Annotated in this window: 20 protein-coding genes and 1 pseudogene; 8 read left to right on the top strand and 13 right to left on the bottom strand. The window is 39.0% G+C overall.

Annotated features, from left to right (window positions below; genetic code table 11):
- Positions 1–12: 12 nt before the first annotated feature.
- From ACFE90_RS15205 to rfbF, 6 genes are all read right to left on the bottom strand, one after another.
- Entirely contained in the window at positions 13–939 is a 927-nt protein-coding gene (locus tag ACFE90_RS15205) for a transketolase family protein (protein WP_375501855.1), read from the bottom strand.
- Positions 936–1,745, bottom strand: coding sequence for a transketolase (locus ACFE90_RS15200; protein ID WP_375501853.1), 810 nt, complete (start codon positions 1,743–1,745; stop codon positions 936–938). Before ACFE90_RS15200 ends, ACFE90_RS15205 begins: the two co-directional genes overlap by 4 nt.
- A 160-nt stretch (positions 1,746–1,905) precedes the next feature.
- The gene (locus tag ACFE90_RS15195) at positions 1,906–2,934 is read right to left on the bottom strand and encodes an NAD-dependent epimerase/dehydratase family protein (protein ID WP_375501851.1); all 1,029 of its coding nucleotides are present in this window, start codon (positions 2,932–2,934) and stop codon (positions 1,906–1,908) included.
- Positions 2,931–4,250, bottom strand: coding sequence for a lipopolysaccharide biosynthesis protein RfbH (gene rfbH / locus ACFE90_RS15190; protein WP_375501849.1), 1,320 nt, complete (start codon positions 4,248–4,250; stop codon positions 2,931–2,933). The genes ACFE90_RS15195 and rfbH overlap by 4 nt, the downstream gene beginning before the upstream one ends.
- Positions 4,251–4,256: 6 nt before the next feature.
- Positions 4,257–5,237 carry a GDP-mannose 4,6-dehydratase gene (locus tag ACFE90_RS15185; protein WP_375501847.1) on the bottom strand — a complete coding sequence of 327 codons (981 nt, stop codon included), beginning with the start codon at positions 5,235–5,237 and terminating at the stop codon, positions 4,257–4,259.
- Between the two features lie 2 nt (positions 5,238–5,239).
- Entirely contained in the window at positions 5,240–6,010 is a 771-nt protein-coding gene (rfbF, locus tag ACFE90_RS15180; protein ID WP_375501845.1) for a glucose-1-phosphate cytidylyltransferase, read from the bottom strand.
- 289 nt (positions 6,011–6,299) lie between these two features.
- Here rfbF and ACFE90_RS15175 point away from each other — a divergent pair, with 289 nt between their 5' ends.
- On the top strand, positions 6,300–6,509 hold the full coding sequence (locus ACFE90_RS15175) for a hypothetical protein (protein ID WP_375501843.1): 210 nt from the start codon (positions 6,300–6,302) through the stop codon (positions 6,507–6,509).
- A gap of 390 nt (positions 6,510–6,899) precedes the next feature.
- Here the strand turns inward: ACFE90_RS15175 and ACFE90_RS15170 are convergent, their stop codons facing one another.
- From ACFE90_RS15170 to ACFE90_RS15160, 3 genes and pseudogenes are all read right to left on the bottom strand, one after another.
- Entirely contained in the window at positions 6,900–9,107 is a 2,208-nt protein-coding gene (locus ACFE90_RS15170) for an O-linked N-acetylglucosamine transferase, SPINDLY family protein (protein ID WP_375501841.1), read from the bottom strand.
- A gap of 117 nt (positions 9,108–9,224) precedes the next feature.
- Positions 9,225–9,782, bottom strand: coding sequence for a type IV pilin-like G/H family protein (locus ACFE90_RS15165; protein WP_375501839.1), 558 nt, complete (start codon positions 9,780–9,782; stop codon positions 9,225–9,227).
- 187 nt (positions 9,783–9,969) lie between these two features.
- Positions 9,970–10,538, bottom strand: a pseudogene (locus ACFE90_RS15160) (Uma2 family endonuclease).
- A 110-nt stretch (positions 10,539–10,648) separates the two neighbouring features.
- Between ACFE90_RS15160 and ACFE90_RS15155 the strand changes: the two are divergent.
- Together ACFE90_RS15155 and trxB are read left to right on the top strand one after the other, a co-directional pair.
- Entirely contained in the window at positions 10,649–11,446 is a 798-nt protein-coding gene (locus ACFE90_RS15155; protein ID WP_375501837.1) for an Rpn family recombination-promoting nuclease/putative transposase, read from the top strand.
- A gap of 133 nt (positions 11,447–11,579) precedes the next feature.
- The gene (gene trxB / locus ACFE90_RS15150) at positions 11,580–12,950 is read left to right on the top strand and encodes a thioredoxin-disulfide reductase (protein WP_375501835.1); all 1,371 of its coding nucleotides are present in this window, start codon (positions 11,580–11,582) and stop codon (positions 12,948–12,950) included.
- A gap of 83 nt (positions 12,951–13,033) precedes the next feature.
- Here trxB and ACFE90_RS15145 read toward each other — a convergent pair whose 3' ends face one another.
- Positions 13,034–13,369 carry a XisI protein gene (locus ACFE90_RS15145; RefSeq protein ID WP_375501833.1) on the bottom strand — a complete coding sequence of 112 codons (336 nt, stop codon included), beginning with the start codon at positions 13,367–13,369 and terminating at the stop codon, positions 13,034–13,036.
- Positions 13,357–13,773 (bottom strand): XisH family protein, encoded by a 417-nt coding sequence (locus ACFE90_RS15140; RefSeq protein WP_375501831.1) that lies wholly within the window; start codon positions 13,771–13,773, stop codon positions 13,357–13,359. The genes ACFE90_RS15145 and ACFE90_RS15140 overlap by 13 nt, the downstream gene beginning before the upstream one ends.
- A 226-nt stretch (positions 13,774–13,999) precedes the next feature.
- Here ACFE90_RS15140 and ACFE90_RS15135 point away from each other — a divergent pair, with 226 nt between their 5' ends.
- From ACFE90_RS15135 to ACFE90_RS15120, 4 genes are all read left to right on the top strand, one after another.
- Complete coding sequence (locus ACFE90_RS15135; protein ID WP_375501865.1) at positions 14,000–14,896, top strand: ABC transporter permease; 897 nt, start codon at positions 14,000–14,002, stop codon at positions 14,894–14,896.
- A 59-nt stretch (positions 14,897–14,955) separates the two neighbouring features.
- Positions 14,956–15,150, top strand: coding sequence for a hypothetical protein (locus tag ACFE90_RS15130; RefSeq protein ID WP_375501829.1), 195 nt, complete (start codon positions 14,956–14,958; stop codon positions 15,148–15,150).
- Between the two features lie 155 nt (positions 15,151–15,305).
- The gene (locus ACFE90_RS15125; protein WP_375501827.1) at positions 15,306–16,208 is read left to right on the top strand and encodes an ROK family protein; all 903 of its coding nucleotides are present in this window, start codon (positions 15,306–15,308) and stop codon (positions 16,206–16,208) included.
- 3 nt (positions 16,209–16,211) lie between these two features.
- Positions 16,212–16,856, top strand: a complete 645-nt coding sequence (locus ACFE90_RS15120; RefSeq protein ID WP_375501825.1) for a type I restriction endonuclease subunit R — start codon at positions 16,212–16,214, stop codon at positions 16,854–16,856.
- A 21-nt stretch (positions 16,857–16,877) separates the two neighbouring features.
- On the opposite strand, the gene ACFE90_RS15115 is transcribed toward ACFE90_RS15120, so the two are convergent.
- Both ACFE90_RS15115 and ACFE90_RS15110 read right to left on the bottom strand, forming a co-directional pair.
- Positions 16,878–17,300, bottom strand: coding sequence for a hypothetical protein (locus ACFE90_RS15115; protein ID WP_375501823.1), 423 nt, complete (start codon positions 17,298–17,300; stop codon positions 16,878–16,880).
- A 94-nt stretch (positions 17,301–17,394) separates the two neighbouring features.
- A complete protein-coding gene (locus ACFE90_RS15110) occupies positions 17,395–19,032 on the bottom strand; it encodes a CTP synthase (RefSeq protein WP_375501821.1) in 1,638 nt (545 codons plus the stop codon).
- Positions 19,033–19,118: 86 nt separating this feature from the next.
- On the opposite strand from ACFE90_RS15110, the gene ACFE90_RS15105 reads away from it, so the two are divergent.
- Entirely contained in the window at positions 19,119–20,873 is a 1,755-nt protein-coding gene (locus tag ACFE90_RS15105) for an N-acetylmuramoyl-L-alanine amidase (protein ID WP_375501863.1), read from the top strand.
- Positions 20,874–20,905: the final 32 nt, after the last annotated feature.

Below are 20,905 nucleotides of genomic sequence, written 5' to 3'. Positions count from 1 at the left end.
CAGAAAAAATAACTAATACTTATTAATTATTTTTAACAAATTGTCCAAAATTTTCTCTGGACTTAACCCCATAATTTCCCTGAGTTGTTCTTGATTGTATGCATGAGAAATAATTTGCTCCTTTGCCCCCATAAGGATTAAAGTGATTTTTCGATCTGAGATACTAGCCACAATTTCAGCTACAGTTCCTCCTAAACCTCCTTTAATTGTTCCTTCTTCTAAAGTAATAATTAGAGGAAATTGACTAGCAGCAATGGTAAGGCTTTCTTTATCTATGGGAGAAATAAAAGGACTACTCCATACACCAATTTTTAAGTTATGACTAAGTGCTTTTTGCGCTGTAGCGATCGCTATTGGTAATATTCCTCCTGTACTAATTAATAAAGCATCTTGACCATTCTGCACAGGAATCATTTTTCCGATTTTAAATTCTGGTTGAGTTTGATGTACTATGGGTTCTCCAGCTTTTCCTAATCTCATATAACAAGGACTTTTGATATCTAACATAGCTTTAGTTGCTAATTCCGTTTCTATGGGATCTCCAGGAGCAATTATTGTCATATTTGGTAAAGTTCTTAAAATAGCTATATCTTCAATTCCATGATGAGTATAGCCATGAGAACCATAGGTAAAACCAGCACCAACGGCAACTATTTTAACATTAGCATTATGATAACAAACATCATTGCGGATTTGCTCTAAACAACGCAGAGTAGGAAAATTAGCTATTGAATAAATAAATACTACTTTTCCTGATAATGCTAATCCTGTAGCAATGCCAATCATATTTTGTTCTGCTACACCAACATTAACAAAACGTTGAGGAAAATCTTGAGAAAAACTTTCTAAGACGGAATAACCCAAATCTCCACAAAGCAACCAAATACGCTCATCAGTCTTCGCTAATTCACATAAAGTTTTAATAAAAGCTGTTCTCATATTTTTAATTCTAATTCTGCCAGAGCCTGAGTTAATTGTTCAGTGCTAGGAGACTTATAATGCCAAGCTAATTGATTTTCCATAAAACTAATTCCTTTACCTTTAATAGTATGAGCAATAATCATACTAGGAGCGCCTTCCACAAAAGGAATTTGTTTAAATGCTTCGGCGATTTGTTGGTGGTCATGTCCATCAATTTCCTTGATTGACCATCTAAAAGCATCAAATTTGGCTTTTAAAGGTTCCAAATCTAACACTTCTTTCACTATGCCAAAACTTTGAATTTTATTATAATCAATAATTGCTACTAAATTATCTAATTGATGATGAGGAGCAAATAAAAATGCTTCCCAGTTTGAACCCTCATCTAATTCCCCATCACTCAATAAGACAAATACACGATAGCGTTTATTGTCCCTTTTTCCAGCTAAAGCTATTCCACAACCAATAGATAACCCATGACCTAAAGATCCTGTAGATACTTCTACTCCGGGTACATAATGGCTAATATGACCTGTAAGTTTTGAGCCATTTTGGGAATAGTCATCTAACCATTGAGAGGGGAAAAAACCTTTTTCTGCTAAAGCTGCATATAAGATAGCTGCTCCATGCCCTTTACTGAGAATAAAGCGATCGCGTTCTGACCAAGCAAGATTCTTAGGATCAATATTGAGAATTTCTCCATAAAGAACCGCTAGAATATCAGCCATACTGAGACAAGTACCAATATGAGAAGCATTGGCTTTACATATCATTTTTAATGTCTGAGTACGCAGAATATGCGCCAAATTAATACTATCTACCATATTTTTAATTTGTATTAGGTTGAGTATAAAATATCTTGACTATTTTAATAAATATCAAATCTCATCTGTTATCCTATTATGCATAACTTTAAAAGTATTCTATCATTATTAATATTCTGAAAAATTTTTAATCTGTTAAAATACATCCTGATTTCTTGAGTTATAACCTATACCATATCACTGTTTTTTCAATTGCAGTTAATAAATCTATCCATTGAGTTAACTCTAAATCAGCAATGATTCGTTGAATATCAGGAATATATCTTTGAGGTTTTTGTTCTAGTTCGCTTGTTTGATGAATATTCACTTTGACTTCATACATTTTCCCAATTAATTCAGCTAAATCTTTAATTGATATTTCAGTATTTGAACCTGTATTATAAGGAAAACAACTTTTTCCTTTAAATAAAATATTCCATAACCAAATAATCAAATCTGATGCATATAAATAGGATCTTAAGGATTTTCCATTTCCTTTAATATCAATAGGTTTTCCAGCAAGTGCATCTCGAATAAAATTACCGATTGCAAAATGAATATTAAGTGGGAGATATGGTCCTACAAATGCAAAGCATCTAGCTATTTTTGTTTCTATTCCATATTGTTGATTATATAATGTACAAAGTAATTCAGAAACTCTTTTTCCTTCTCCATAACTAGAAGCTATATTACAAGTGTCAGGAGAACCTTGATAAGTTTCAGGAATATGAGACATCGTATCAGGTTGTTTGCCATAAACTGCACCTGAACTAGTTAATAAATATTTTTTTACTCCTGATACTTTCGCAAAGTCTAAGGTTCTTCTTGTCCCTTCTATCATCTCATTGAACATTCCTAAGTAATTATCTTGATATAACCTAGCGTTGGTAGAAGTTCCTGCATGAATTAAGTAAGAAAATTCTCCTTTAGGGAAGACGAAATTGCAGATATCCCCTTGATGAAATTTCAAAGCAGGGTGATTAAATAGATGAGGACATTTTTGCTTAAATCTCTCTGGATCTCTTGTTAAAATTACTGCTTGAGCAGACAATTTTAATTGCTCAACTATATAAGTAAAACTCTCTAGTAACCAACACCCAAAAAAACCTGTCCCCCCGGTAATAAATATCCGCTTTTCGTTCATTTCATCCCATAATGATTCTGTATGGATAAGAATATGTTGTAAATCCTCTATTAATATTTTCGTCATATTCTCTCTCGTCCACAGAATTTATATAGGTGTTTTAGCATATATAAAAATATATTTTCATTTAAAGCAGGATATACTCCAATCCAAAAACTGTTATTCATTACATAATCAGTATTTGTTAAATCCCCTACTACTCGATATTTTAAGCCTTTATAAGCTGGTTGCTTAATTAAATTCCCTCCAAATAATAGTCTTGTTACTATTTTATTTTCTTCTAAATATTTTACCAGTTCATAGCGATTAAACCCAGCATTTTCTTTTACTGAAATCAGAAAACCAAACCAACTTGGTTCCGATTCATCAGTAGGTTTTGGTAAAATTAATACATCTTGTAAATCTACTAACTTTTGATATATAAAATCAAAATTTTTCCTTCTTTTATGCACAAAATAAGGCAATTTTTCCAATTGTGCCAAGCCTACCGCAGCTTGCATATCGGTCATTTTTAAGTTATAGCCAATATGGGAATAAGTATATTTATGATCGTACCCAAAAGGTAATTCTCCTAATTGCCAACCAAATCTTTTATTACAAGTATTATCTATTCCAGGAGAACACCAACAACTCCTTCCCCAGTCTCTCAAGGATTCTAGAATTTTTCTTAATTTAGAATCATTAGTTAATACTGCTCCCCCTTCTCCCATCGTAATATGATGAGCAGGATAAAAACTTGCTGTGGCTATATGTCCAAATGTTCCTGTTTTTTGTCCTTGATATAAACTTCCTAATGCATCACAATTATCCTCTATTAACCATAAATTATGTTTTTGGGCAAATTCAGTTACTGTCTTTAAATTAAATGGATTACCTAATGCATGAGCGATCATTATTCCACGAGTGCGCTCTGATAATCCTGCTTCTAATTGAGTGATATCTATGTTATAATAGGGAATTTCTATATCTAAAAATACTGGTACTAATTGATTTTGAAAAATTGGATTTACTGTGGTAGGAAAACCCGCAGCTACTGTAATTATTTCATCTCCAGGTTTTAATCTTTTCTCTCCTAATTCTGGGGATGTTAATGCGGTTAATGCTAATAGATTAGCTGATGAACCTGAATTTACTAATAAACAGTGTTTAACCCCTATCCATTGGGCAAATTTTTCTTCAAATTCGGCTGCAAAACGTCCGGTTGTTAACCAAAAGTCTAGAGATGAATCTACTAAATACTGTAGTTCTTGTTGATCAAATACTTTCCCTGATACTGGTACAGGTGTTTCTCCTGGTATAAATTCACGTTGCGGAAATGCTTCTGAGTAATATTCTGCTACTAATTGGAGAATTTGCGATCGCAATAGTTGTTTCTTTTCCATTCATTTTTACTTTAAAAGATTTTGATACCAATTGATGGTTTTTTCTAATCCTGTATCTAGATCAAATGAGGGATACCAATTTAATATATTTCTCGATTTTTGACTAGATAAATATTGATTTTTAATTTCATTACTCGCTTGATTTAAAATTTTTGGTTTCAAATCTGAGTTCATCAATGTTAATATTTTTTCTACTAAGTCTAAAACTGTTAATTTTATCTCTAAAGAAAAATTAAATGCTTCGCCAATCAATTCAGGGTGCTGTGATAAGTTTTCTGCTAATAACATATAAGCTTTCACACCATCTTCTACATATAGATAATCTCTGATAAAGCAACCATTAGATCTGATTATAGGAGCTTTTTCTTTTAAGATAGATTTAATAGTTCCTGGTACAATTCGACTCCAGTTTAAATCACCTCCACCATAAAAGTTACCACAACGGGCGATCGCTACTGGTAAATTATAAGTATGGGCATAAGTTTGAGTAATTAAATCAGCACAAGATTTACTTACATCGTAGGGATGTATACCTTTTAGGGGAGTATTTTCTTCATAAGGTAACTGTATCTGTTCCCCATAGGCTTTATCTGAAGATGCCACTATAATTTGTTTGACTGTAGAACTATGACGGCAAGCTTCAAGTAAACGCCAAGTACCAGCAATATTAGTTTCAAAAGTAGAAATTGGGTTACGGTTAGCAACTCCTACGACGGTTTGAGCGGCTAAATGAATAACCGTATTAATTTCATATTCTTCTAAAACTCTTTGTAAAAGAGCTTGATCAAAAATGTCACCTCTAACAACTTTAATTTTTTCTAAGACTCGACTTTGTATCAAAAAACTTTGAGGAATCCAGTCACGAACTAAACAAACAATATCCGCACCGACGCTTAATAGATGTTTAACTAACCAACCACCAACTAATCCCGTTGCACCTGTAATAAAAATTGGTCTATCTTGCCAGAAATTAGAGCTATTACTCATACTTAATTCCACACTTTCCAAGGGGGATTAACACTATCCCATAAATCTTTTAATCTGTATTTGTCTCTTAAAGTATCCATACACTGCCAGAAATCATAATGACGATAGGCAGCTAATTGTCCTTCACTAGCTAGTTTTTCTAATAAAGCAACTTCTAATACTTCATCATCACCTTTTAAATAGTCAAAAATCTTGGGTTCAAAAATTAAAAATCCTCCATTAATCCAACCTTCTCCCATTTGAGGTTTTTCCAAAAATTCATCTACTAAATCACCTTGAAATTTTAAACTCCCAAAACGGGCTGGAGGACGGACTGCGGTTACAGTTGCTAAACATTTATGATATTTATGAAATTCTAATAATTCCTTAATGTTTAAATTAGCAACTCCATCACCATAAGTAACCATAAATGTTTCATTATCTAACCAAGGCTGTAATCTTTTGATTCTACCTGCTGTCATGGTGTCTAACCCTGTGTCCATAAGATGAAGAATCCAGTCCTCGGCTGCGTTATTATGAATATCTACATGACCATTTTGTAAATTAATAGTCATACTAGAATTTAGATTGTAATACTCCAAAAAATAGCGTTTAATATAATCGCCTTTATAGCCCAAAGCAATATAAAAATCTTTATACCCATAATGAGCATAGATTTTCATAATATGCCAAAGTATAGGGCGACCACCAATTTCTACCATTGGTTTTGGTATAATTTCTGTTTCTTCTGCTAGACGAGTTCCTAATCCTCCAGCTAAAATTACAACTTTCATTTTGTTTTATTTTTAGCTAATGGACATCATAATATAAAGGTAAACAACAATTGCCATCAGTATAAGTACTGAGGCAAAAAAAAATTATAAAATAAGAGCGAAAAGCAATAGACGCTAAAGCAAGTACCGTGATCAGTGGTTGCACCTGAAACGCGACAAGCTTCCTTCAGAAATTTTTGAATCGGAGTATGAACTTGCGGTAAGCGAAGCTATGCCAAAGGCTTATCGCTGTGATTCATGCTATTGAAAATAGGGAAAACAAAGGTAATTACTCCGTTAAGCGTTTTAAGTGAGTAACACAGCACTATATAAAAAGCTCTCTGGTGTACAACTGAACGTGAGTCAGGCGTTAGTCAGAGAAACAGTCAGCGAACTGCGATCGCTAATTTCTTCAATGGCTGGAGAACAGCCAAATTCACTATCGGCGTATAAACTTAGAATTATCGATGGTACTGCGCGACTTTTAGACACCTATCAGAATACTCAAAACAAAAGCTAATATTTCTGGTTTTAACTTGAATTTTGAGGATGATTCTTTGTCTTTTCATCTCTGCATTCAACTGCTTTATGCCTTATACCAAGTTGCCAAAGTTAGTCTTGTTTGTAACTAAGGTGGCTCTTGGACTGACTTCCGAGCAAATAATACGATCAAAGACAACTTGGTATTAAGGACTTCCAACAAATAAATTATCCAATCTTGTGGGGTGGGCGTCTCGCCCGCCCGTAGCCAAGGGCGGACAAGATGTCCACCCCACAAGAAGTAATTGAGTATTTTTTATTTGTCAGTCCCTTAGAAGCTAGCCAGAGTCAGACTTTTATTGATTGCCTTTTCTTAATTGATTTGTTGGCGTTGAAAGAGCTGGTTTCTCAAGCCCTCACTAAAAGCTGATTAAATATCAAGATACCTCTGCCACATCTGCTCGTAAGCCTTTTCCATCTCACGGGTAAACTGCTTGCCATTCCATAGCGGTGCTGTGTGCCTTGATTGACGTAACTTCCAAGAAATTTGTTCTCGCAATTTTTCATCCTTACCCAAGCGCACACCCCACTCTACATACTCTTCATCTGTCCAAGCAATACCTTCTGTGATACCAGCATTGATCATCATGGTGTAACTATTACGAGCAGCAAATTGCTGCCCAACTCTAGTTATTAATGGGATACCCATCCAGAGTGTTTCTAGCGTTGTCGTAGCTCCGTTGTAGGGAAAAGTATCTAATACAACATCAGCAATGGCTAAATTTGCTCTGTGGACAGACTCAAAAGCATTTAAGCCTAAAAATCGTAGACGTGAACACTCTACACCCTCTTCTTCTGCTAACTGCATAAAAAATTTCTGCACAGCTTTAGAGTCTGCTATCCCTTTAATTAAAAAATAGCTATTAGGAACTTCCTTAATAATTCTCATTTGCAGCCGTGCTGTATCTGGATGGCGCTTAAATCCTCTTTGAGCGCTCAGAAAAACTACAGCATTACTAGGAATATCTAGAGAGTCCCGTCGTAAAGTTGGTACACCGATTTCAAAACCATCCACCGCTATATAAGTTTGAGGTAACCGCCAAATTTTTTCTGTATAGTACTCCTGAGCAGAATCGGGCAAAACATAAGGATCAGCAATAAAGTAATCAACTGCCGATATTCCCGAAGCATCCCAACCCAACCACGTTACTTGTACAGGTGCAGGTTTAAGCGCCATTATTTCGCAAGTAACATCTAGAGTAATACTATCCAAATCGATTAAAATATCAATTTCATCTTGGTAGATTTTTTCAGCAATATCATCACTATAAATTCCCCCTAGATAAGCTTGATTAAATTGCTGGACATACCATTCTTGCAACGAATCATCTACTTGTTTATAATTTATAAAATAGCCATAAATATCAAACTGTGCACGGGTATGGTGTTGAATTAACCACCTAGCTAACCAGCCAACTGAATGCCTAGATAAACAGTGTGATAAGTAGCCAATCTTTATTTGCTTATTTCTATTATGTGAACTACGTTGTTTATATCGCTGAATTTTTTCACTAGCATATTCTTGCACATTAAGCTGGCATAGTTGCGCCACTTGATTCTGAATTGGTCTATTTTTATGCGGATTATCTTGTAAGTAAGGTGCATAATAATTGGCATTAAATAGACGCAATATTCTAGCTGATTCAAGATTTATAGGTTGTTCTTCTATTAAAGATTTTAGTAAAGATTCCTGCTCTAGAAAAACTGTACACGCTTCGTTCCAATAAGCAGGAGCTTCCATTAATCCTCGCTGTATTAAGTGTTTAGCAAAGACTTGATCTGTTAAACTATTTGAGAGTGAGTAGCATAATTTAGCAATTTCTATTCCTTGAGAATAATTGTAATCTTTTAGATAAAAACCAGCGATATGGCGGAGAAGTTCTGTATTTTCAGGTTCAAGCCGTAAACATAGCTCAATCAATGATATTGCTACTTTAGGTTGCTGCATAGAATGAGCAATTTTAACTGCGGCTGGCAGCAAAATATTAATGAAAGATTGAGGCTCACTAACATGGGCTAGACAACATTCTGCAAACTCTAGGACAGAGGGATGCAAAGGATCATCATTGATGATACTCCTCAATACTTGCAATAATAACTCAATATCTATAATTGCTTCTGACTGAATTAACTCAATTACCTCTAGGGAAGTTAATTCATCACCAGTAAAAGTTTTTAGTTTGATAGATAGCTCAATCAAATACAGAAGATTATTCACATATATAGGAGAAATTTCCCGTATATGTTGGCGAATTGCCCAAGCAACTGAATAATCTGCCAGTGTCTCTCTGCGTTCGGCTTCGGTTTGCAGAACCTTTATCAATTCCACAGTCCATTGCTCAACTTGTTGGGCTTCTCCTTCCTGCATACCCAGCAGCCAAGTCATTTGCGCTTCTGCTTCTTGTCCCTGCAATAGCAACATTAATCCTAAGTTCCAATAATGAGATTTCACTTCTGGTTCTCTTTCGATAGCTTGTTCATAGCAGCTAGCAGCTTGAGTATAGTTACCTTTGATAAAATATTGCTGGGCTTGCTGCTCTGATGGGGTGATGTTAGTAGGAATTTGGATAGAAGTCATAGTTAAGAGTTTTCAGGATAGTACTAGTACTATTCCCAGAATTGAAAACAAAATTAAAGTGGGTAGCCTAAACTACCCACTTTATAAAGCCTGCAACTAGATATATAAACCCAGTTTTTACTTTGATGTCAACTCTGAATAACCAGTAGGACAGGTTGGTAGTGCTGGAGAAGTTGCTGTCGCTGCTGTCGCTGTTCCAGATACACTATCTCCTACAGCATTCGCACCAACAGCGTTCGATTGACATAACACAGCTAGAGTAGTTGCTTCACTGGTAGATAATACTGTTGATTTAACAACAACCCCTGTGTAGGATTTGAGAGGTGCTTTGAGAGATAAAGCATTATTGGTAACCAGAGTAGTATCCCCGGCCACCTTGTAAACATAATTCTCAGTCTGGGTTCTAATACCAAGCCCTAACTGATCCATAGTAGTAGTGAATGCAGCATTTTCCAAAAAGTATGCTTGTTGAGCGCGGTTCATGGAACCAGAGTACTGTTTAGCTTCTGATTGCTTACCTTTGTTGGCTTGGTTCAAGAAAGAAGGCAGAGCGATCGCAGACAAAATACCGATAATAATAATTACTACTAATAACTCAATAAGTGTGAAACCTTCGTTTTCTTTCTTTTTGCCGATGATGTGTTGGAGAAACTTTGCTTTCAATTCGGTTTTCATAAGTGTTTTCCCTGGTATAGGAAGTGGTTGTGTGTTCTAGATATAACTTACCCAACTGCGATCGCTTTCCTATCACCTTCAGAAAAAAAGTTTGGGGGAATGCGGTTACACAATCCAAAATCCTTGCATTCAAAACCCCCTAGTGTATACCAGGGGCTAGATTCTCAAATTTGTTTGTGAGAGTACTTTATTCAAACTCAGGTGGCCACAGTTCTGATATCGCCATTTCCCAACCTGGTAGCAAGTCCGGTAATGTAAGTGTGTCTCCATTTTCCAACACCACTGGAGCTTGGTTTAATCAGTAAATCGTTACTCTTAATTGGTCAGGGTCAATTAGTATGCCGACTACAGACCCAAGTTGCAAAAATAGCTGAATCTTCTCTTCAAGCTGTTTGATACTGTCGCTTCTAGATTTAATCTCAACCATCAAGTCTGGAACTAACTCTACAAAGTCGCGCTTGGTCTTCTTCAGCCGATCAGCACGAACAAAAGACACGTCAGGCGATCACAGGTTTCTTTTTTCCGAGTCGTCCTCTTCTATATTTGGTAGGATAAACCCTGCGCCAGAACCAGTTACACGCTCTAGTTTGGCGTAGACATGACCCAGATATTTAAGAAGGTACTCAACCGAGCGCCAATTTCCTCTGACTCGTAATCTGATGGCGGAGAAACTATGATTTTTCCCTCTACCAGTTCCATCTGCCATTCTGGATGCTCGGTTTGTAACTGCTCTAAATCGGTGATGGTGAGGGACATAACACACCAAATAACGCTTTTATATCTATCATACGTACCTCAACCTACGAAAGCTACTATGTATTGTATTCAAAGAAAAACGGCTCTATAGTTTGCCATTAGTAGCATCAATGAAAACAGATGTAATTTTTTATGAACTTATCAAGGAACTACCACAGATATTTTTTGAACTTATTGATAAACCTGATACTAATCCTAATATCTACACATTTATTGCGCCTGAAATCAAACAACAATCATTTCGTGTAGATGGCTTATTTGCTACTATCAAGGTATTTGAAAACGAACTTTTATACTTTTTTGAATTACAAACCTACAAAGATGAAGAATTTTACGAGCGACTTTTTGGGGAAATTTTTGTTTACTTTCGTCAATATAAACCCGCAAACTCAGACTGGTACGCAATTGTTATCTATGATCGCCGCATTCATGAAACCCCACCTCACCCGCGCTATCAGGCTTTAATACAACAACATCTACGCTGCATTTATCTAAATGAACTTTCTACCAGGGCTGAAGATTCTTTGGGCATAGGAATTGCCAAACTATTTGTAGAAGTACCTACAAAAGCTCCTTCCTTAGCCCAACAGCTAATCAACCAGGCACGAGAAGACTTTCCCGATGAAAATCTTCAAAAGAAAGTGATAGCATTTATCCAAGCCATTGTATTTTATAAGTTTCCCAATCTTACTTTAGAGGAAATTGAAGCCATGCTTGATTTAGATGCATTCAAAAATACTCGATTGTACGAGAGTATCTTGGCAAAGACTAAGCCGAAAACTGAACTAGAAACAAAATTGAAATTAGTCCTAAAATGTATTGAGAAAGGTATGAGCATTCAAGAAATAGCAGAATTTTTAGAACTAGATGCTGAAATTATCAGAAAATACCTCCAAGAAGAGTCCTAACAGTTAAAAGGATGTTTGGCAAGTATTGAGTGCATAGTAGCGTAGACATTTGGCGATCGCTTACCATCTGGCGTAGCCAATCACAGTTTGTTATGCTATATTAAACGTAGTCGTTATGAGTTCGTATATTTTCATGGCTAACACAACTGTAGAAAACTTGGTAATTATCGGTTCTGGCCCAGCAGGGTACACAGCAGCTATTTATGCCGGACGCGCTAACCTGAAACCCGTTGTATTTGAAGGTTTCCAAGCCGGAGGATTACCTGGTGGGCAACTAATGACAACGACGGAAGTTGAGAATTTTCCAGGGTTTCCCCAAGGGATTACCGGGCCGGAACTGATGGATCAGATGAAGGCTCAGGCGGAGCGCTGGGGGGCTGAACTATATACTGAAGATGTTATATCAGTTGACTTGAGTCAGCAGCCATTTACAGTGCGATCGCAAGAAAGGGAAATAAAAACCAACAGTATCGTCATTGCTACTGGTGCAACAGCAAAACGTTTAGGTTTACCCAACGAACATGAATTTTGGAGTCGGGGTATCTCCGCTTGTGCAATTTGCGATGGTGCGACACCGATTTTCCACGGTGCAGAATTGGCTGTAATTGGTGCTGGCGACTCGGCGGCGGAAGAGTCAATTTACCTCACCAAGTATGGTTCCAAGGTAAATATGTTGGTACGCACCGATAAAATGCGGGCTTCTAAAGCCATGCAAGACCGCGTTTTGAACAACCCGAAAATCCAAGTGCATTGGAACACAGAAGCCGTGGATATCTTCGGTAACGGTCACATGGAAGGGGTGAAAGTCCGCAATACCAAAACTGGTGAAGAGAGCAAACTGCATGCTAAAGGTTTATTCTACGCCGTTGGTCACAGTCCCAACACCTCTTTATTTAAAGGACAATTAGAACTGGATGAGATAGGTTACGTTGTCACTAAGCCTGGTTCTGTAGAAACCAGTGTAGAAGGTGTTTTTGCTGCTGGCGACGTACAAGATCATGAGTTTCGGCAGGCAATTACGGCTGCGGGTACTGGCTGTATGGCGGCGATGTTGGCAGAACGTTGGCTGTCATCCACTGGCTTGATTCAAGAATTCCATCAACAACCAGAAACAGCAGATAATGAATTAGAATATCAGCCAGCCAAAAAGACTGAAGCCGAGGAAGAAGCTGGATTTAAGTTGGATGCGACGCGCCATGAGGGAGGTTATGCTTTACGGAAATTGTTCCACGAAAGCGATCGCTTACTCCTTGTTAAATACGTCTCTCCTGGTTGTGGCCCTTGTCATACCTTAAAGCCAATTTTAAATAAAGTAGTAGATGAATTTAACAGCAAAATTCACTTTGTGGAAATTGACATCGACAAAGACCGAGATATTGCTGAAAATGCAGGTGTGACAGGAACGCCAACGGTTCAATTGTTCAAAAATAAGGAACTGGTGAAGGAAGTCAAAGGTGTGAAGCAAAAGAGCGAATACCGCCAGTTGATTGAAAGTAATCTTTGAAAAAGTGGGTATTGGGAATTGGGGAAAACTCTACCTAATACCTAATACCCGCTACAATTCGCTTAAGTGATAGCCTTAATAAGTTAGGCAATAGCATATCCTGTGTGTTGCCTAACATTTGGCGGGTGAAATCCCAAGACAATTTTATCTTTAGGAATTCCTGCTGCTACTAATTCGTAGGTAACACCATCTTCTGTATCATCTCGTTGAACCCAAATTTTGCCATCAATAATATCAATATGAACTAAGCAACCGTGAATTCGCTTAACACCATCCCAGCCTAAATTTATCAGTAAATAACTGTCATTTTCACTATCAAAGACTGCTTTACATTCAATGGCTGCGTGAGAGTAAGGAATTTGTGTGTAGGGTACTAATACCTCTTTGATGATCCGTCGATAATTATTTAAGGTATCCATTGGATAATTCTCTCAGTTTCTGGATTAAAAACGAGTAACTTTAGATTTTCAGTTTCTATTAAAAGTGTACCAATTGGTTCCTCAAATAAAGCTGTAAATACGCTGTCGCGCACTGCCAAATATAATGTTATTTTTGGTTCGAGGCGATGGATAACAGCACGATACATGATAAATCCTCCAATAGCATCTTTGAGGTCTGCCATTTCTGAAGGACTAACAAAACTTTTAATTTCTACAGCTATTTTTTTACTTCCTTGTTCTGCGGCTAAGAGTTGTTTAGCTCCTAAATCTACATACATATCTTTTTGACCCCACTTTAAATGTAGGGGGTCATCTGTAATTATCCAGTCTTCTTGAATTAAGGCATTCTTAACAGCATCATGATAAATATCTCTTGCAGGCATATCAAAGTATATTAGAATTTTTCTTTACTTGGAATCATTTAGCTTTGTGGTAACACTTGGCTAGTAATTTATCTCCACCAAAAATAAGGTATAATCTCACCTTTTCCTCAGTCTAGCTCTCTATCCACCGCTCAACTGTCGGACTTTTATTCAGGATGTTTACGCAATTCCCTATCTGATATGTAAAATGGTCAGCGTATCAAGCTTTGCTCCAGGCGATCGCTTTATGGCCATTACAAAACGGCGACTACCGACATTTTTACAGTTTGGCAACAGTCTCAATCTTTCGCAAAAACTCATGCTCATCGGGTTAGCCATTACCCTATTTTTCATCTTCCTAGCATTCTTCGCTCCGGTATTCCAGGCTTGGGGATGGCTGCAAAACCCTAAAGATTTTCTTTCTAATCCAATTCACGAGCCACCCTCAGCTAAACATTGGTTTGGTACTAGTCGTCTGGGCTATGATGTGTTCTCCCGCACGCTGTTCGGCGCTCAAGCTGCTTTGCAGGTGGTGATTTTGGCAACAGCGCTGAGTATGATTATCGGTGTGCCTTTGGGGATGCTGAGTGGTTATCTCGGCGGTAAATTGGATAAAGTATTGCTGTTTATTATGGATAGCATCTACACTCTACCGGGACTACTGCTGTCTGTGACACTGGCGTTTGTGGTGGGGCGTGGAATATTAAATGCAGCGATCGCTATTAGCATTGCCTACATTCCCCAATATTACCGCGTTGTTCGCAACCACACCGTGAGCGTGAAAACTGAAGTCTTCATCGAAGCTGCTCAAGCAATGGGCGCTTCCACTTGGGTTGTGCTTTCTCGTTATCTATTTTTCAACGTCATTCAAAGCGTACCTGTCCTATTTACACTCAACGCTGCTGACGCAATTTTAGTGTTAGGCGGTTTGGGTTTTTTGGGGCTAGGACTTCCCGAAGAAGTGGCAGAATGGGGACATGATTTAAAACAAGCCTTAGAAGCTCTACCTACTGGCATTTGGTGGACTACACTTTTCCCTGGTTTAACCATGACATTCATGGTGGTAGGGTTATCACTACTTGGTGAAGGGTTAAATGAATTTGTCAATCCCCGTTTACGAAGAGAAAATGGAATCCGAAAGTAGTCATTGGTCATTAGTTTTGGACAAATGACAAATGACAAATAAACAATAGAGAGATTTGTATGAAAGATAATCTAACGTTAATTGCTGCCGCTACTGGTGGGTTTATCCTTTCTGTTGCTCTTGCTGGTATCTTAAGAGGTGCGCCAATTACAGCTTGGCAAGAGCGATCGAGTGTTCATACTATGACTGTTGCTAATTTACGACTCGCACCCAATAAGACAGAAAATTTAGAATATTTTCGTGGCAAATCCTAAAACCCTAAGTACACATTTGCCTAAAAGTCTGACGAATTGTTGATTTTGAACTTGATAATAAGGAATAGGTAATAACTGTTCACCAATTATCAATGCCCCATGCCCAATGTCCAATGACAAATGACAAATGACAAATGACAAATGACAAATGACAAATGACAAATGACAAAATTCAAGTAATTGGCATTGATGTGGGGGGAACGGCAATTAAGCTGGGGCGTTTTGCAGCTGATGGTACTTGTCTCTTATCTTTGACTGTGGCTTCTCCCCAACCGACAACGCCAGAGGCTGTGCTGGCGGTGATCGTAGATGCGATCGCTCAAATCGATCCAGATAATCAAGCTGTTGCTATTGGTGTTGGTACTCCTGGCCCATCCGATGCCGCAGGACGCATTGCCAAAATCGCTATTAACTTACCTGGATGGATCGATGTGCCTTTAGCAGACTGGTTAGAAGCTAAAACTGGCAAACCGACTGCGATCGCTAATGATGCTAATTGCGCTCTTTTGGGAGAAGCTTGGCTGGGAGCCGGTCGCCATTTTCAAAATCTGATTCTGTTAACTTTAGGTACTGGGGTTGGTGGCGCAATTATCCTTGATGGCAAACTATTTGTTGGACATCAAGGAGCCGCCGGGGAATTAGGTTTAATTTCATTAAATCCTGATGGCCCAATTTGTAATAGTGGCAATCAAGGCTCTTTGGAACAATATGCTTGTGCTACTGCAATTCGCCGTCGCACTCTCAAGGAACCCGTCGAATTAGGTTTTCTTGCCCAACAAGGAGATACCGCAGCCTTGACTTTTTGGCAAGAATATGGTATAAGCTTGGGAATTGGTTTAACGAGTTTGATTTATGTACTCACACCGCAAGCGATCGTCATTGGTGGTGGTATAAGTGGCAGCTTTGAATTTTTCTTACCAGCAGTGAAGGCAGAAATTGAGAAGCGAGTGCAGCCTTTATCACGAGTGGGTTTACAAATATTGCCTGCCGAGTTAGGTAATTTTGCAGGGATAGTAGGTGCAGCAAAATTGGCATGGCAACACTATTCGGAATTTTAAATTATGGTTCAAACAATCCCAGCTAGAGACATCAGTCTTTACGAATTAGAAGAAAAATTTGGTTTGCAACTTGCTACAGACACCAACTTTTTTCCAGAGTGGACAGAAAATTTACTAACTCTGACTGATGGTGAAAAGCAAGCGATGACGCGAGTAAAAAGCAACTATTTAAACTTGAATAAGCACCGTCTAATGTCAGAAGAGGCGGTAAAGATGGTAGTGCTGTCTCCTTTACTCGATTTAGCTGGGTTTTATCAACTTCCTTTTGAGATTGAAACCGAAACTTCTGTTGAGATTTCTGCTGAAGACGAGAGTTTTATCGTTAAAGGAAACATTGATGTTCTTGTCATCCAAAAACGTTTTTGGGTACTTGTCATCGAATCTAAAAGCAGTAAATTTGATGTGATGACAGCCCTACCTCAAGCACTCGCTTATATGCTTGATCGTCCACATCCTGCACAACCGACTTTTGGTTTACTAATAAATGGTAGGGAATTTGTTTTTATCAAATTGATTCAACAAGAACATCCTTGGTATGCACGATCTGATGCGCTATCAATTGAACGCGATTCCGAACTACACCAAGTACTCAGTATATTGAAGCGCTTTGGAGAATTATTCGTAATGGGCTACGCCCCGCTACGCTAACGTAATTTGTAATTCGTAATACTAAGACAAAGAATATCCTGTTGCATATTTAACATATTTCACGACTTTTTCATAAGATTCAGGATTACTCACAGGGTTGATGATGATGGGGATAGTGCCATCTGGCAACCAAAAAGTTATCCTGCCATTCGGTTCATGACAAAAAGAACTGATGCAGTTGAGATTAATTACATATTCGTTTTTGTCGTAATGGATTTTTACCCAGTGGGCATGATCTAATTCCAATCCAATCACACATTCTAAATAATAAAGGATCTTTTGATAATCTTCCAAGTTACTTTGCGGGTTAATCACTATCGGAATGGCACTATCGGGTAACCAAAAAGTAACCCTGCCGTTCAGTTCATAACAAAAAGCATGGACGCGTTCAAAATTAACTACATATTCTCTCCTTTCGTAAAGGATTTTCACCCAGTACGCCACAACATCTCCCCAAGTCCGAAATTTACGAATGATGCACCCTGTCTATCCAAATCTACTGAAGCCTTAAGTTAATGTTGCAATTAATTATGAATTGTTATGAAACCTCCAATGGTGTTGGTCTACTTAAAGTTGAAAGAGAAAGAGCAATCGCTGCTTGAATAAATCCTTTAAATAAAGGATGAGGGCTACTGGGGCGTGATTGAAATTCTGGATGAAATTGGCAAGCAAGAAAGAATGGGTGCTTGGGTAATTCCACAATTTCAACTAAGCGTCCATCGGGAGAAGTACCACTGATCGCATAGCCAGACTTTAACAATAAATCGCGGTAAGCAGTGTTGAACTCATACCGATGTCGATGTCGTTCATAAATTACATCTTCTTGATAAAGCTTGAAAGCCAGTGTATCAGGAAGAACACGACAAGGATATAGCCCTAAGCGCATTGTACCCCCTAAATCGACTACTTCCTGCTGTCCTGGCAATAAATTAATTACCGGATCAGATGTATGAGGGTCAAATTCAGCACTATTAGCACCTGTTAATCCCCCTACGTGCCGGGCCCATTCGATTACAGAACATTGCATACCCAGGCATAAACCCAAAAAGGGAATTTGGCGATCGCGGGCGTATTTAATGGCGGCAATTTTGCCATCCACCCCCCGAACCCCAAAACCTCCTGGCACAACTATGCCATCGACACCTTCAAGATAAGTTTCGGGCGCTTGGGTTTCCAAATCTTCTGAATTCACCCAACGCAGGCGCAGTTTGCCATAAGTGGAAATTGCAGCATGGTTTAATGCTTCCACTACAGATAGATAAGCATCACTTAACTGCACATATTTACCAACAATGGCAATTTCTAGCTCGTGCTTGGGACTATGTAACCGTTGTACCAAGGTTTGCCACTGCGTCAAATCTGGTTTGCGTTGTTCCATTTGCAGCAAGTTCAGCACTTGTTCTGCCATTCCTTCCCGTTCAAGATTCAGAGGTACTTCATAGATACTTTTGGCATCTTGGGAGGTGATGACGCATTCTTCCGGCACATCGCAAGATCCAGACAGTTTCTGTTTTAATCCCTTGGGTAAGGGGCGATCGCTCCGACAAACTAAAATATCTGGTTGAATGCCAATGGATCTCAGTTCCTTAACTGAATGCTGTGTTGGCTTAGTTTTCATCTCACCCGCAGAGGCAATCCACGGTACCAGAGTTACGTGCATGTACAGCACATTCTGCCTTCCTACCTCTTTGCGGAACTGACGAATTGCTTCCAAAAATGGTAGTGATTCAATATCTCCCACCGTCCCGCCAATTTCTGTAATTACTACAGATGGATTTGTACTTTTAGCAACTCGCAGAATTCGCTCTTTAATTTCATTAGTAATATGAGGAATAACCTGTACTGTGCCGCCATTGTAGTCTCCGCGTCGCTCTTTATTGATAACTGCCTGGTAAATCGAGCCAGTCGTTACACAATTCAAACGCGACATTGAGGTATCGGTAAAACGTTCGTAATGCCCCAAGTCCAAATCTGTTTCCGCACCATCCTGAGTAACGAATACTTCCCCATGCTGAAAGGGACTCATTGTGCCAGGATCGATATTGATATAAGGGTCAAGTTTGAGAATCGACACGGAATATTCGCGCGACTTGAGCAAACGCCCTAGACTTGCTGCTACAATGCCCTTACCAATACTGGAAACTACGCCCCCAGTTACAAAAATAAACTTAGTCATACTAGTTTGAATTTTTAACAACTTCTAAAAATACATCCCGCCATTGTGCCACAGTTGTTGTGGTGTAATCTTCTGTGATTGAGCTTGTGAAAAACCTTTTAGGATTAGTAATCTTAGGCTGTATTGTCACCTCCTCCGTAGCATTGGCAGAGCCATCTCTTATAGTCGTTTTTCCCGAAACAAGCTACCAGACGAGTTCCCAAAAAATCTTCTTTCTGGGGACTGCACCACCAAATGGTCAGGTTTTGATCAATAGTAAGCCAATTACCCGCAGCAAAGCTGGTCATTTTTCCCCTAGTTTCCCCTTGCAGTTGGGGGAAAATCTTTTTACTGTGCGTCACGACAATCAAGAACTCCAGATTAAAGTGACAAGGCTTCCCACTGATCCTGAGCTACCACAGGGGTTAGCCTTTGCTAAAGATTCCCTGACTCCCGCAGTTGACATTGCCATACTACCGGGAGAGCTAATCTGTTTTAGTGCAATTGCACCCCCTAACGCTAGCGTATCTGTCAAGTTGGCTAATCAAACTACTGCCCTTTCACCCCAACCTCAACAGGCACAACTACCAAGTAATTTGGCAGCTCTGACAGGGCAAAATCAGCCTTATGCCCAGTCTAGCGTAGGCAATTATAAAGGTTGCACCACAGTGGCAACAGCCGCCGATCTGGGACAACCTCACTTTCAACTGACGCTCAATAGCAAGACGATAACTCAACCAGGGACTGGTAAAATTCAAATCCTCTCAAGAGCAGAGTTGCCAGTTTCTGAGGTTACAGTAGAGTCAGGCGTTGCTCGCACTGGCCCAAGCACCGATTATTCTCGACTTACACCACTGCCCAAAGGTACACGCGCAACAGTAACAGGTAGGGAAGGTGAATGGTTGCGTCTAGACTATGGCGCTTGGATTAATAGTAAAGAAACGCGCATTTTACCTGGTGCAGTTCCGCCACAGACAATAATTCGCAGTGTCGGATACCGTCAACTCCCTGGTGCGACAGAGATAGTTTTCCCCTTACAAGTTCCCGTACCTGTGAGCGTGCAACAAAGTGAGGGTGCTTTCGCTCTCACTCTCTACAATACCACTGCCCAAACGGACATTATTCGCCTGGATGATGATCCCCTAATTTCTCGCCTAGATTGGCAACAAGAGGCTCCAGAACAAGTAAAATACACCTTTAACCTCAAAAAAGCTCAACAGTGGGGATATAAGCTGAGATACGACGGTACAACCCTGGTTTTGGCTTTGCGTTATCCACCGAAAATTGGGAACACAAGACGCAAGCCTTTAGCTAATCTCAAGATTGTACTAGATCCTGGGCATGGAGGTAAAGAAACTGGTGCCAGTGGCCCAACTGGATATTTAGAAAAAGATTTGAATTTGGTGGTATCCAAGTTGCTGCGGGATGAGTTGGTGAAGCGAGGAGCAACGGTAGTGATGACACGGGAGGACGATCGCGAACTTTCCCTAGCAGAACGTCAGGCAATTATCAGTCAAGAAGAACCTGCGATCGCTATTTCGATACATCACAATTCCTTACCCGATGATGGCGATGCCGAAAAAACCAAGGGATTCGCCGCCTTTTGGTATCAACCCCAAGCCCATAACCTGGCAATGTTTTTACAGAAGTATGTAGTCAAAAAAATCGGCAAACCTTCTTATGGTGTGTTTTGGGATAACCTGGCGCTGACACGTCCAACTGCTGCGCCATCAGTGTTGTTGGAATTGGGTTTTATGAGTAATCCCGATGAATTTGAGCAGATAGTGAACCCAGAGGTACAAAAGAAAACGGCAAACGCGATCGCTCAGGGAATTACTGAGTGGTTTAGGAGCGTTAAGTAGGTCGGCGTGAATAATTCTTGTTGGAATAAGGC

Source organism: uncultured Nostoc sp., assembly GCF_964245445.1.
Lineage (GTDB): Bacteria > Cyanobacteriota > Cyanobacteriia > Cyanobacteriales > Nostocaceae > Nostoc.
This window is presented reverse-complemented; position numbering and strand designations above follow the sequence as displayed.